A 13,067-nucleotide genomic window follows, 5' to 3' on the forward strand; every position below is an offset into this window, starting at 1 on the left:
GGATACGAAAACGGCGATCACCCGGTGGCTGGGTGATCGCCGTTGTTGCGGCAACCGGGCTCAGAGAATCGGTTTGCCGCCTGTCACGCCATAGCGCGAGCCGGAAATGTAACTGGCTTCGTCAGAGGCCAGCAGCACATAGATCGGCGCGACTTCGACGGGTTGGCCCGGTCTGCCGAGCGGCGTCTGTTTGCCGAATTCCTTGACCTGATCATCCGGCATGGTCGACACGATCAACGGCGTCCAGATCGGACCGGGCGCAACGCTGTTCACCCGAATGCCGCGCTCGGCCACCATCTGCGCAAGACCCGCCGTGAAGTTGGCAATCGCGCCCTTGGTGGCCGCGTAGGGCACCAGCGTGGCGTTAGGCATGTCCGAATTGACCGAGCTGGTGTTGATGATCGAGCCGCCGGGCTTCATGTGCGGGAGCGCCGCCTTGCAGATCCTGAACATCGCGTGGACATTGACATCAAACGTTTTCACCCACTCCTCGTCGGAGATTTCCTCGAGGGTCTTGTGGGTCATCTGGAACGCCGCGTTATTGACCAGCACGTCAATGCGACCGAACTTGTTGACCGTGTCGCTGACAATGGCCGAGCACTGCTCCTTCTGCGCCAGATCACCGGGCAGCAGGATGCATTGCCGCCCGGCCTCTTCCACCCAGCGCGCGGTTTCCTTGGCGTCTTCGTGCTCGTCCAGGTAGGAAATCGCGACATCGGCACCCTCCCGCGCGAACGCAATGGCCACGGCGCGGCCAATGCCACTGTCAGCGCCGGTGATCAACGCGATTTTGTTGGCCAGCCTGCCCGAGCCCTTATAGCTGCTCTCACCGCAATCCGGGTACGGCTCCATCTTGCTCTGATCGCCAGGCACAGTTTGCTGCTGAGCTGCAAAAGGCGGTTTTGGATAATCGGTCATGTCTTTCTTCCTGTCTCGTCGTGGGTTGAAGAGACGAATTTCGTCCACTCACGGTATGTGTCAGGAAGAACGAGGCGGTCGTTCAACGAAATGTCCGGTTCGACGGATAGGCGGTGCGCGGCGTCGGGCCGAATATGCGCCGCTGTTCCACGGGCTGAAGGCGTCCGCAGCCGACAAATAGCGGCAATTAACGCGGTGCAGGCTTGCCCTTCGCAGCACGTGGCGGCAGTATCTTCGCCACCGCAGCCAGACTGGCTCTGGCTCACCGGAGAGATCGTTTTGGATCTTCAGCAGCGCAACAACGTCAACGTTCTCGGCCAGGGCCCCTCGACGCTGATTTTTTCTCACGGCTTTGGTTGCGATCAGAGCATGTGGGGCTACCTCTACGGGCACTTCACCTCACGATTCCGAGTGGTGATCTACGACCTGGTGGGCGCGGGAAAGTCTGATCTGGGCGCCTATGACCGAGACAAGTACGACTCGCTCGCCGGATACGCCCAGGACCTCAACGAAATCATCGACCAGTACGCCGTGGGCCCGGTCATCATCGTCGCGCATTCGGTCAGCGCCATGATCGCCGCGCTGGCCGATCGCTTGCGTCCGGGCCGTATCGCCGCACACGTGATGGTCGGGCCGTCACCCTGCTACATCGATTCGGGCGACTACGTCGGCGGTTTCCGGCGCGAAGACATCCATTCGCTGCTCGACACGCTGGACAGTAATTACCTGGGCTGGTCCAGCGCCATGGCGCCTGTGATCATGGGCGCGCCCGGCCAACCGGCGCTCAGCGAAGAGCTGACCAACAGTTTCTGCCGCACCGAACCGGACATCGCCCGGCAGTTCGCCCGCGTGACGTTCATGTCGGACAACCGCGACGACGTGGCCGGCCTCGACACGCCGACGCTGATTCTGCAATCGACCGAAGACCTCATCGCGCCGGTGGCGGTCGGCGAATACTTGCACGGGACGCTGACGGACAGCACGCTCTGCCTGGTCGCCAACGTCGGCCATTGCCCGCACATGAGCGCACCCGCTGCCTGCGCCGCGGCAATGGACAGTTTCCTGAAGCCGTGGGCTGGCGAACATGTCGACTGATCAGGTGCCCCTGCCGGACACCGCCGTCCTGTTCGACGGCGCCGCGTGCGGTCTGGTCGTGACCGCCGCAGACGGCCGCATTCTGCGCGCCAACCAGACCTTCTGCAGCTGGGTCGGCATGACCCCGGCAGCGCTCGACGGGCGTCGTTTTCAAAGTCTGCTGACCATGGGTGGCAAGATTTTTCACCAGACACACTGGGCCCCGCTGATGCAGATGCAGGGTTCGGTCGCCGAGGTCAAGCTCGAGCTGCTGCATCAGCTGGGCCATACCGTCACCATGCTGCTTAACGGCGTCAGGCGCGAACATGCTGGCAGCGTGTTTCATGAGCTGGCGCTGTTCGTCACGGCCGACCGCGATCAATTCGAGCGCGAGCTGATCGCCGCGCGCAAGCGCGCTGAAGAATTGCTGTGGGAGAAGACGGCCGCCGAAGCGGCGTTGCAGCAGGCCAAGGTGGAATTGAGCGTCGCCTACGAGCAATCGCAGCGCAGGGCATTGTTTGCAGAACAGATGGTCGCCATTGCCAGCCATGACCTGAAGAACCCGCTGACCGCGATAAAAATGGCCGCCGATCTGCTCGCGCGAGGTGAGCGTGACGCCCGCGGGGTCCGCTTGCTGGGGCATATCAGCCAGTCCTCCGAGCGCGCCCAGCGCATGATTGCCGACCTGCTCGACTTCGCGCTGGTCAGGGTCGGCCATGGCATCGGCATTCAGCAACGGCCGCTGGACCTGCATCAGGTGATCGGCAACAGCGTGAACGAACTGCGCGTGGCCTTCCCTCAAGCCAGCCTTGTGCACCATTGCCAAGGCATGGGCGACGCGGATTTCGATGCGGATCGGATCACACAGATCGTTGGTAATCTGATCGCCAACAGCGTGGCCTATGGCGATCTGGACCAGCCAGTGGTGATCGCTTCACGGGTAGAGGATGGCGTGGCTTCGGTGTCGGTGCACAACCGTGGCGCGAGCATCTCGCCCGTGTCGATGGCCAGCCTGTTCGAGCCGATGACCCGAGGCAGCGAGCGCGATGACGACGTACGCAGCGTCGGCCTGGGCCTGTTCATCGTCAAAGAAATCGCCAGGGCCCATGGCGGGGACGTCAGCGCGCAGTCCAGTGACACTGACGGCACCACCTTCTGCGTGAGTTTCCCCGCGCGCTGATGGCCTTTCAGCCCGGCGCTGTGACCACTAAGCCTGCTTTTGAGTCACCACATTGCGACCGACCGGATGCAGCCTCAACTCGTCTTTGAGGGACGCAATAAGCGTGGCGATGGCGCGGCTGGAACCCAGCGTGCTGGTGGGAATGCCAGACGCCAGCAAATCTGCATGACCACGATCGCGGTCGAAGATCTGAATCATCATCTGATCGTTCGCGTCGATGGTGCATTTGCATTTGGCAGGCAGAAAGCCGGATTCGACGATATGGCAAAGTTCAAGGGCAGAGATCATGGCAACATCCTTATTGATTTATGTTCTGTCGATTCCGCGTTGCGTGATCAATTCCACGAATTTCACCGGCAAGGGACGAATGGTGACCGGTTAGTCACCCTCGTCCTCCTCTGATTCGACGACCCGCTTGAGCAGATAGGTGTCCATGATCCAGCCATTGGCCTGGCGGGCTTGGGCGCGAACCCGATCGATCTGGTCGGCGACATCCTTGAGGCGCCCCGCGATGAGGATCTCCTCGGGCGTTCCGACGTACGCGCCCCAGAAGATATCGAGGTTCTGATCGAGCAGTGTGTGGTAAGCGTTGCCGGCGTCGAGCATGACCACCACGCTGTCGACATCCTTCGGAAAACCTTCAGCCAGACGCCGCCCGGTGGTAATGGCGATCGACCCGCCGATGCTGTTCAGCGTCACCTTATGCTGCGCCGCCAGTGCCTGGACGCTGGTGATGCCGGGAATGACCCGGTATTCGAGCGGCTGCCGACCGCTTTTGATGATCGCGTCGAGAATCCGCAGGGTGCTGTCGTACAGCGACGGGTCGCCCCACACCAGCAGCGCTCCGCACTGGCCCTCCTCCAGCTCATCGGCGATCAGCCGCTCGAAAGTCCGCTGCTTGTCGGCATTGAGCGCGTCGACGGCCGCCCGGTAATCGCTCCTCTCGCGATGGCGCTCCGCATTCACCGCCTCGACCACGCGATAACGTCGGTGAGTGATGTAACGCTCGCATAGGTCACGGCGCAGGCGATTCAGCGATCCTTTGTCGGGGCCTTTGTCCATGAAGAAGAACACGTCGACGCGGTTCAGCGCGTTCACCGCCTCAAGGGTGAGGTGTTCCGGATTTCCGGCGCCGATGCCGATGACGAGAATCTGTTTCATGAGCGGGTCCGCCCCGTGAGATGGGTGTCAGGTACGACCGTCAGCGTAGGCCGTCCCGGCTCGGACGGACAGCGGCGCAGAAAGCCGGAGCGCGGCTGGCGTGCTCCGGCCGGGGTGTCGCCGCGCGCCGTCAGGCCAGTTCGCGGCGCAACGTGCGCGCCGCCTCAACCATGTGCACCAGCGCCGCTTCGGTTTCTGCCCAGCCGCGGGTTTTCAGGCCGCAGTCCGGGTTGACCCACAAGCGTTCGGCTGGAATTCGGCGGGCGGCCTTGCGCAGCAGAGTGATCATCTCAGACGCATCGGGAACCCGTGGCGAGTGGATGTCGTAGACACCCGGACCGATCTCGTTGGGGTACGCGAAGGCTTCGAACGCGTCCAGCAGCTCCATGTCCGAGCGCGACGTCTCGATGGTGATCACGTCCGCGTCCATGGCGGCGATGGACTCGATCACGTCGTTGAATTCGCTGTAGCACATGTGCGTGTGGATCTGGGTGTGATCGCCGACACCGGACGCGCACAGGCGAAACACCTCGGTGGCCCAGTCCAGATAGGGTTGCCATTGCGCCCTGCGCAGCGGCAGGCCTTCACGGAACGCCGCTTCATCGATCTGCACGATCCGGATGCCGGCCGCTTCCAGATCCACCACTTCATCGCGGATCGCCAGCGCCAGTTGGCGCGCCTGCGTTTCGCGGCTCACGTCTTCACGCGGGAAGGACCACATCAGCATGGTCACCGGGCCGGTGAGCATGCCCTTCATCACCTTGTCGGTGAGGCCCTGCGCATACCGAATCCATTCCACGGTCATGGCCTGCGGACGGCTGAGATCGCCGACGATCACCGCCGGCTTCACGCAGCGCGAGCCATAGCTCTGCACCCAGCCAAAACGGGTAAAAGCATAGCCGTCGAGCTGCTCGGCGAAATACTCGACCATGTCGTTGCGCTCAGCCTCGCCGTGCACCAGCACATCCAGCCCCAGACGCTCCTGCACCTGGACGGCATGGCGAATTTCACTGTGCATCGCTTCGGTGTACTCGGCGTCAGTCAGCTTGCCCTGCTTCCAGGACTGCCGAGCGAGGCGAATGGCCGGCGTCTGCGGGAAAGAGCCGATGGTGGTGGTGGGAAATGCCGGCAATGCCAGCCGCGCGCGCTGCTGTTCGATCCGTCGAGCGAAAGGTGATTGACGCTGGCTGTCGCGGGCGCCGATGGCCGCCACCCGGTCTTGCACCGCAGGTTTGTGAATGCGCGGCGAGACGGCGCGGGCGGCCTGTATCGCGCGGCTCTGTGCAAGTGCCGTGCTGACGCCTGCCGCGTCAGGGTCATTGAGGGCCTCGGTCAGCACCGCCACTTCCTCGCATTTCTGGACGGCGAAGGCCAGCCAGCTTTTCAGCTCCGCGTCGAGCCCGTCCTCACGCTCCACATCCACCGGACTGTGCAACAACGAGCACGAGGGCGCGATCCACAGGCGATCGCCGAGGCGTTCATGGGCGTGGCGCAGTGTGAGCAGTAACTGTTCAAGATCGGCGCTCCAGACGTTGCGCCCGTTGACCACGCCCAGCGACAGCACCTTGTACGCCGGCAGACGGTCGAGAATGGTCGGGTATTGTTCGGGCGCTCGCACCAGATCGATGTGCAGACCGTCCACCGGTAATGTGGCGGCCAGGCCAAGGTTCTCTTCCAGACCACCGAAATAGGTGGCGATCAGTTTTTTCAGCGGGTCGCGCTGGATGATGTTGTAGGCACGCTCGAACGCATGCTTCCAGTCCTGCGGCAAGTCGAGCACCAGGATCGGCTCATCGATCTGCACCCAGTCCACGCCCAGATCAGCCAGCCGCTGGAAGATCTGCCCGTAAACCGGCAGCAGATGCTCCAGCAGGTCGAGCTTGTCGAAGTCGCCGCCCTTGGCCTTGCCCAGCCACAGATAAGTGAGCGGACCCAGAATCACCGGCTTGACGGTATGGCCCAAGGCGCGCGCTTCGGCGACCTCTTCGAACAACTGGTGCCAGCCCAGCTGGAACGACTGATCGGCACTGAATTCAGGTACCAGATAGTGATAGTTAGTGTCGAACCACTTGGTCATTTCCTGCGCATGAGCCCCGCCGCAGCAACTGTCGCTGACGCCGCGCGCCATGGCGAACAGCGTCTGCAGGGTGGCGGGCCCCTGCTCTGGGCGGAAGCGCTCGGGAACCACGCCGACCATCAGCGAGTGCGTCAGCACCTGGTCGTACCAGGCAAAGTCGCCTATCGGCAACAGTTCGATACCCGCCTGCTTCTGAATCTCCCAGTGCGTCTTGCGCAACGCACGGCCGACTTCGCGAAGCCCGGCTTCGTCCAGCTCGCCTTTCCAGAATGCTTCTTGCGCTTTCTTCAGTTCGCGATCGCGACCGATGCGGGGGAACCCCAGGGAATGGGCCAAGGCCATGACAGACAACTCCAATGCGTTTGAATGGCGCCATTGTCGATACCTGCCAATGCTGAGACAAACTCATTCTGATCGTGATGACCACGAATATTATTCATGATCATCACGTCGAGCGTCTTGCGTTTCAGCCCTCGAGTGTCATGACCATCTCGTGCCAGGCCATGCCGCCGTGGTCCGAAGGCGATGGCTTGACGTACTGATAGCCCATTCGCTGATACAGCGGAACGTGCCGCTCCTTGCACATCAGATGAATGCTGCTCTTGCCCAGCGCGTTCATGCGCGACACGAATTCGCCCATGAGCAGCGTTGCGTAACCCTTGCCCTGCTGAGCAGGATCGACCACCACCGACATGATCACCACGTTCGGCGCGTCGGCTGAATGACCGATCAATTCTTTGAAGTCTTCGTCGGACATCACCACATCGTGGGCGCAGCCGCTGTTGATGAAACCGACGATTGCGCCCGCGTCTTCCAGGATCAGGAAGCCCTGCGGGTATTGGGCGATCCGGGTCTGGATCTTCGCCAGCGTGGCCGCTTCGTCGCCTTCGTAGGCAGTGGATTCGATCTGATAGCAACGCGCTGCGTCAGACGCTACGGCGTCGCGAAAAGTGAGGGTGGACATGGATCTGTGAACCTTGTGAAGGGGCAGGACCGCCGGGGCGCGGCGGCGCCAGGGAATCCGCCTCGTGGAAAAAAGCCAGGCAGCGCCTGGCTTCGTCGATGCAGCGCCTGTGCCGCTCGCCTCAACTGGCCGAACGTGCGGCCGCACTGGCGCGGGCACTGTGCAGCTTCTTGTAGCTGTCGATCAGGCGCAGATGACGATCAAGTCCTTCCAGCTTCATGCTGGTCGGCGTCAGGCCGTAGAAGCGGACGCTGCCGTCCACCGAGCCAAGCACCGCGTCCACGCGGGCATCCCCGAACATGCGGCGCAGGTTGACCTGGTAGTCATCCAGTTCCAGCTCATCGTCCAGCTGGATCTCAAGCACCACATTCAGCGCCTGATAAAACAGCCCGCGCTCGACCGTGTTGTCGTTGTACTGCAAAAACATCTCCACCAGTTCCTTGGCATCGTCGAAGCGTTTCAACGCCAGGTGGATCAGCAGCTTGAGCTCCAGAATCGTCAATTGGCCCCACGCCGTGTTGTCGTCGAACTCGATGCCGATCAGCGTGGTGATGTCGGTGTAATCATCCAGCTCGCTGTCTTCCAGACGCTTGCCCAGCGCTCTGAGGGCGCGATTATCCAGGCTGTGCAGGTTGAGAATGTCGGCGCGGAATGCCAGCGCTTTGTTGGTGTTGTCCCAGATCAGGTCTTCGACCGGGTAGATCTCGGAATAATCAGGCACCAGAATCCGGCAGGCCGTGGCGCCCAAGTCCTCGTAGACGGCCATGTACGCCTCTTTGCCCATGTCTTCGAGAATGCCGAACAGCGTCGCCGCTTCCTCCTCGTTGGAGTGCTCGCCCTGCCCGGAGAAGTCCCATTCGACGAATTCGTAATCGCCTTTGGCGCTGAAAAAGCGCCACGACACGACGCCGCTGGAATCGATGAAATGCTCGACGAAGTTGTTCGGCTCGGTCACCGCATGGCTCTCGAACGTCGGCTGCGGCAGGTCGTTGAGGCCCTCGAAGCTGCGGCCCTGCAACAGCTCGGTCAGGCTGCGCTCCAGCGCCACTTCAAGGCTTGGGTGCGCGCCGAACGAGGCAAATACGCCGCCGGTGCGCGGGTTCATCAGGGTCACGCACATGACCGGGAACTCGCCGCCCAGCGACGCATCCTTCACCAGCACCGGGAAGCCCTGCTCCTCAAGCCCCTGAATGCCGGCGAGAATGCCCGGGTATTTCGCCAGCACGTCCTGCGGCACATCCGGCAACGCGAGCTCGCCCTCGAGAATCTCACGCTTGACCGCCCGCTCGAAGATTTCCGACAGGCACTGCACCTGCGCTTCGGCCAGCGTGTTACCGGCGCTCATGCCGTTGCTCAGGAACAGGTTTTCGATCAGGTTGGACGGGAAATAGACCGTTTCGCCGTCGGACTGACGCACGAACGGCAGCGCACAGATGCCGCGTTCGGTGTTGCCGGAGTTGGTGTCGTACAGATGCGAGCCGCGCAGTTCGCCGTCGGGGTTGTAAATCCCCAGGCAATAGTCATCGAGAAGGTCGGCGGGCAGTTCGTCCTTGCGGCCAGGCTTGAACCAGCGCTCGTTCGGGTAATGCACGAACGCCGCCTGCGCGATGTCCTCGCCCCAGAACTGATCGTTGTAGAAGAAGTTGCAATTGAGCCGCTCGATGAACTCGCCCAGCGCCGAGGCCAGCGCGCCTTCCTTGGTCGCGCCCTTGCCGTTGGTGAAACACATCGGCGAGTGCGCGTCACGGATGTGCAGCGACCACACGTTGGGCACGATATTGCGCCACGACGCGATCTCGATCTTCATGCCCAGGCGCGCAAGAATCCCCGACATGTCGGCAATGGTCTGCTCCAGCGGCAGGTCCTTGCCGGCAATGTAGGTGCGGGTCTGCGCGTCGGAATCGAGCATCAGCAAGGCCTGGGCGTCGGCGTCCAGGTTGTCGACTTCTTCGATGACGAACTCGGGACCTGTCTGCACCACTTTCTTGACCGTGCAACGGTCGATGGAGCGCAGGATGCCCTGACGGTCTTTCGCGGAGATATCAGCGGGCAGCTCGACCTGAATCTTGAAGATCTGGTTGTAGCGATTTTCCGGATCGACAATGTTGTTCTGCGACAGGCGAATATTGTCGGTGGGAATGTTGCGGGTCTCGCAGTACAACTTCACGAAGTAGGCAGCGCACAACGCGGAAGACGCGAGGAAATAGTCGAACGGACCCGGTGCGGAGCCATCGCCCTTGTAACGGATCGGCTGATCGGCGATGACGGTGAAATCATCGAACTTGGCTTCAAGTCGAAGATTGTCGAGAAAGTTAACTTTGATTTCCATGCGGAACTACCATAAGAGCGAGCGAAACGATGGCCGCCATTATCCTGTTTTTCCGCCGGAAGTCTTGCTTGCCGGGCAAATGGTCCGAATTTGCCGCGGCCTTCGCGCGGGCAGCTGCGACGTCGTTCGTTACGAAGCCGGTTCTCTGCACCGAATGGCCTGAGCGACCCTGGCAGCGATGTCGGCGCGACTGAACGGCTTGGCCAGGACCTCGAATCCATGCAGCTGCGCCGCCGTCTGCTGGGTGTAACCGGTGATGATCAGCACCGGCAACTCAGGAAGGCGGGTGCGCAACGTCATTGCCAGCTGCGCACCGTTCTGTTCGGCCATCAACTGGTCGGTCACCAGGATGTCGGGCCTGAGCCCCGCCTCGACCATGCGCAGCGCCACCGACGCCGAGCCTGCCTCGGTCACCTGATACCCCAGGTCGCGCAGCTGCAGCGCAGTGGTGTAGCGGACCAGTTCTTCATCGTCGACAAGCAGAACGTGAAAAGGCTGAGCGGCGACCGGGACCGGCTCGGTCTCGCAGGACCGTCCATCCTCCGAGCCGGCCTTCGACACCGGCAACCACACATCGACCTGAGTGCCGCTGCCCGGAGCCGATTGAATACTGAACCCGCCGCCCGATTGCAGCGCCAGCCCCTGCACCATCGACAACCCGAGACCGGTTCCTTTGCCGACGCCCTTGGTTGAATAAAACGGCTCCACGCAGCGCCGCAGCACGGCTTCGCTCATCCCGCAGCCGTCATCGGCGACGCTCAGCCGCACGTAGCTTCCCGCCGCCAGGCCGTGCGCCGAAGGCTCGGCGAACGCCTGGGCGCAGGCATTGATCCGCAGGCAGCCTTGTTCGTCGATGGCATCGCGCGCGTTAACCGCCAGATTGAGGATGCCCAACTCGAGCTGATGAGGATCGATGAAGACCTTGGGCAGCGCTGGCGGGATGTCCACCATGACGCGGATCATCGGCCCCAGCGAACGCTGGATCAGCTCGCGCATGTCGTTGACCAGCAGGTCCAGGGCCACGGCTTGCGGCTTCAGCGTCTGCCGACGGGCAAAAGTAAGCAGCCTGCCGACCAGAATTCGCGCACGATCAGCCGCCTGCAACGCAGCACCGATCAACCGGCTCGAACGCTCATTGGCTTCCGGCTGGCGCCGCAGCAGTTCGAGCGAAGTCATGATGGGCGTCAGCAGGTTATTGAAGTCATGGGCGATGCCGCCCCCAAGCTGCCCCACCATCTCGGTCTTGCGCGATTCGTGCAGCAGTGATAGCGCCGCCTCGCGCTCAGCGACAATCGTCGCCACCCGCTGCTCCAGACTTTCGTTGAGCTCCATCAACTGCAACTCGGCGCGCATCCGCGCACTGATGTCGACACAGACGAACAGCAGACCGCCGACGTTACGCTGATCATCTAGGAGCGGCGTGACGTGGGTCTGCACCCAGACCGCCGAGCCATTGGCGCGTACATGATGCTGAGTGAGCTCGAAAGGGACCTGTGATTTCAGAAACTCGTCCTGAAACAGAGCGCCGGTCTGCAGGGCGCTGCGGTTCTGGATATCGACGATCGAGCAGCCGAGCATGGCCTCGCGCGCCACGCCGACGATGTCGCAATAGCGATCGTTGACCTTCTGGAAAACACCCCGATGATCACAAAGTGCAATCCCCGCGCCCGCCTGTTCGAAGATGGCGCCCAACTGCGCGGAACTGGCGTGCAGTGCAGCCTCGGAACGCGCGTGGTTGATCCACAGCCAGCCCAGTTTGGCCGCTTCCTCGACCAGATGAATGTACGGCTCGCTCAAGATCCTGCCGCCCTCGAACTGGACGATAAATACCGCCGCCAGCCCGCCATGCCGAATCAGCGGAACAAAGATGGCCGTGTCGCCGCCCTGTTCTTCTTCGGCGTGGTTGGCGCGCGTCGATGCCCGGGCATCGTTTTCAGCCAGCACGGTCTCGCCTTGTTGCAGCAATCGAAGGGCGTCAGCAGTCAGCGTGTGTTGCCGCGACACCACGCTGACTGCGCCTCGACGAAATTCGCGGCGGATGTCGAGTACGCCCGGTTCATCGCTGACCTCACCGAAACACACGGTCGAAGCGCTGAGTTCGCGGCCCAGCCGGGTGACCAGATCGGCCTCGATCCGCTGAGGCTCACGAATCGAAGGCAGCTCACGCCCCAGTTCGACCAGCAACGCCTGACGTCGCTCGAACAGGACCCGCTCGGTGGTCTCGGTTACCACGCACAACACGCCGCCGACCGGACCGTCCTCGTCCTCATAGACGGCAGAATAGGAAACATCGAAATACACGGTCTCACCGCGACCGTGCCGCTCGATATAGAACGGTCGGTCCTTGGCGGAGAACGTCTGACCGGTGTCCCGCACGCCGCGCAGCAGCGGCTCCAGATCATCCCAAAGCTCGCGCCAGTTCTCGACTGCAGGCCGGCCGAGCGCGCGCGGGTGCTTGTCGCCGATGCTCGGCGCATACGCGTCGTTGTACAGCGCGACGAACTCCGGCCCCCAGAACAGAACGATCTGCGCCTGAACAGGAAGAATCGTGCCCATCAACGATTTCAGACTGGCAGACCATTCCTGCGGAGCGCCCAGAGGCGAACCGTCCATCTGGCCTGACTGAAGCAATGCGCCGACGTTTCCGCCGTTGGAGAGAAACCGCAGAGGGGCTGCGCTGAGCGCGGTCGTCGGTGGGTATTCCATGGTGCAAGCCTGACAAAAAATGGATCCGGTTTTTTCGCTGCCAAGTTAGAGCAACGTCCATGCGCGGATGTTCCTTGCCTGAGATCACCTCGTCAGCGTCAGTCGTCCCCTCGCCCAGGCCAGTGCTCTGCCAAGTCCGAAGACAAAAAAAGGGCCTGACCGGTAATGCCTGATCAGGCCGCGTGCATCACTCTTCTTCTTTCACCGTGGCCACTTCGTCGGCACGTACCTTCACGGTTTTGCCGCTGATGTCCTCGAATTCGTAAAAGCCATCCTTGCTCTTGGTCTTCGGCGCATCCTTGGTCACATACTGCGTACCGTTCTGCAGCGTCACGACCGTTGCGGTCGAGCATCCCGCCAACAATGCACAGCAGACAAACGCCACCGGCAGTCCCACCCCTTTGATGTTCATGCGCACTCCTGAGTTTTCCGTTGATTGCGAACCGTTCCGCCAACAAGTGATCAGATCGGTCCGTCCGATAATGGTTCGCTGCACAGATAATGGTGGGACAAATCAACGACTTGGCTATCATCTGGTTTTTGTCTGATCCAGTGTTGCGAAACGTCCCACAGTGAAATACTGTATGTACATACAGCAACAATAAGGGATCACGCTCGTGTCAGACCATGCCGCTTCCACGCCTGACCATTACCAACG

10 protein-coding genes are annotated in these 13,067 nt (G+C 61.8%); 2 read left to right on the top strand and 8 right to left on the bottom strand.

The features are described 5' to 3' along the window. Positions 1–60: 60 nt before the first annotated feature. On the bottom strand, positions 61–918 hold the full coding sequence (locus AAGQ88_RS16160; RefSeq protein WP_342652932.1) for an SDR family oxidoreductase: 858 nt from the start codon (positions 916–918) through the stop codon (positions 61–63). 279 nt (positions 919–1,197) lie between these two features. Here AAGQ88_RS16160 and AAGQ88_RS16165 point away from each other — a divergent pair, with 279 nt between their 5' ends. Further along, positions 1,198–2,013 carry an alpha/beta hydrolase gene (locus tag AAGQ88_RS16165; protein WP_342652933.1) on the top strand — a complete coding sequence of 272 codons (816 nt, stop codon included), beginning with the start codon at positions 1,198–1,200 and terminating at the stop codon, positions 2,011–2,013. Continuing rightward, on the top strand, positions 2,003–3,172 hold the full coding sequence (locus tag AAGQ88_RS16170) for a PAS domain-containing sensor histidine kinase (RefSeq protein ID WP_342652934.1): 1,170 nt from the start codon (positions 2,003–2,005) through the stop codon (positions 3,170–3,172). Before AAGQ88_RS16165 ends, AAGQ88_RS16170 begins: the two co-directional genes overlap by 11 nt. A 27-nt stretch (positions 3,173–3,199) precedes the next feature. Here AAGQ88_RS16170 and AAGQ88_RS16175 read toward each other — a convergent pair whose 3' ends face one another. The 7 genes from AAGQ88_RS16175 to AAGQ88_RS16205 all read right to left on the bottom strand — a co-directional run bounded on the left by AAGQ88_RS16175 (position 3,200) and on the right by AAGQ88_RS16205 (position 12,821). Further along, positions 3,200–3,460 (bottom strand): DUF1652 domain-containing protein, encoded by a 261-nt coding sequence (locus AAGQ88_RS16175; RefSeq protein ID WP_342652935.1) that lies wholly within the window; start codon positions 3,458–3,460, stop codon positions 3,200–3,202. A 90-nt stretch (positions 3,461–3,550) separates the two neighbouring features. Next, entirely contained in the window at positions 3,551–4,333 is a 783-nt protein-coding gene (gene cobF / locus AAGQ88_RS16180) for a precorrin-6A synthase (deacetylating) (protein WP_342652936.1), read from the bottom strand. Between the two features lie 130 nt (positions 4,334–4,463). Then, entirely contained in the window at positions 4,464–6,752 is a 2,289-nt protein-coding gene (metE, locus tag AAGQ88_RS16185) for a 5-methyltetrahydropteroyltriglutamate--homocysteine S-methyltransferase (protein ID WP_342652937.1), read from the bottom strand. Between the two features lie 124 nt (positions 6,753–6,876). After that, complete coding sequence (locus tag AAGQ88_RS16190; protein ID WP_342652938.1) at positions 6,877–7,374, bottom strand: GNAT family N-acetyltransferase; 498 nt, start codon at positions 7,372–7,374, stop codon at positions 6,877–6,879. A gap of 121 nt (positions 7,375–7,495) precedes the next feature. Next, positions 7,496–9,703, bottom strand: a complete 2,208-nt coding sequence (locus tag AAGQ88_RS16195; protein ID WP_342652939.1) for an OsmC domain/YcaO domain-containing protein — start codon at positions 9,701–9,703, stop codon at positions 7,496–7,498. 129 nt (positions 9,704–9,832) lie between these two features. Beyond that, positions 9,833–12,409 (bottom strand): PAS domain-containing protein, encoded by a 2,577-nt coding sequence (locus tag AAGQ88_RS16200; protein ID WP_342652940.1) that lies wholly within the window; start codon positions 12,407–12,409, stop codon positions 9,833–9,835. A 187-nt stretch (positions 12,410–12,596) separates the two neighbouring features. Beyond that, entirely contained in the window at positions 12,597–12,821 is a 225-nt protein-coding gene (locus AAGQ88_RS16205; protein ID WP_093459074.1) for a YgdI/YgdR family lipoprotein, read from the bottom strand. Between the last annotated feature and the right edge of the window lie 246 nt (positions 12,822–13,067).

This window comes from Pseudomonas sp. F3-2, assembly GCF_038804275.1.
Classification (GTDB): domain Bacteria; phylum Pseudomonadota; class Gammaproteobacteria; order Pseudomonadales; family Pseudomonadaceae; genus Aquipseudomonas.

What these genes read in the sequence shown, in the direction of transcription:
- AAGQ88_RS16160 (WP_342652932.1), bottom strand. Translation starts at nt 918, where the DNA reads ATGACCGATTATCCAAAACCGCCTTTTGCAGCTCAGCAGCAAACTGTG.
- AAGQ88_RS16170 (WP_342652934.1), top strand. Translation starts at nt 2,003, where the DNA reads ATGTCGACTGATCAGGTGCCCCTGCCGGACACCGCCGTCCTGTTCGAC.
- AAGQ88_RS16175 (WP_342652935.1), bottom strand. Translation starts at nt 3,460, where the DNA reads ATGATCTCTGCCCTTGAACTTTGCCATATCGTCGAATCCGGCTTTCTG.
- cobF (WP_342652936.1), bottom strand. Translation starts at nt 4,333, where the DNA reads ATGAAACAGATTCTCGTCATCGGCATCGGCGCCGGAAATCCGGAACAC.
- metE (WP_342652937.1), bottom strand. Translation starts at nt 6,752, where the DNA reads ATGGCCTTGGCCCATTCCCTGGGGTTCCCCCGCATCGGTCGCGATCGC.
- AAGQ88_RS16190 (WP_342652938.1), bottom strand. Translation starts at nt 7,374, where the DNA reads ATGTCCACCCTCACTTTTCGCGACGCCGTAGCGTCTGACGCAGCGCGT.
- AAGQ88_RS16195 (WP_342652939.1), bottom strand. Translation starts at nt 9,703, where the DNA reads ATGGAAATCAAAGTTAACTTTCTCGACAATCTTCGACTTGAAGCCAAG.
- AAGQ88_RS16200 (WP_342652940.1), bottom strand. Translation starts at nt 12,409, where the DNA reads ATGGAATACCCACCGACGACCGCGCTCAGCGCAGCCCCTCTGCGGTTT.
- AAGQ88_RS16205 (WP_093459074.1), bottom strand. Translation starts at nt 12,821, where the DNA reads ATGAACATCAAAGGGGTGGGACTGCCGGTGGCGTTTGTCTGCTGTGCA.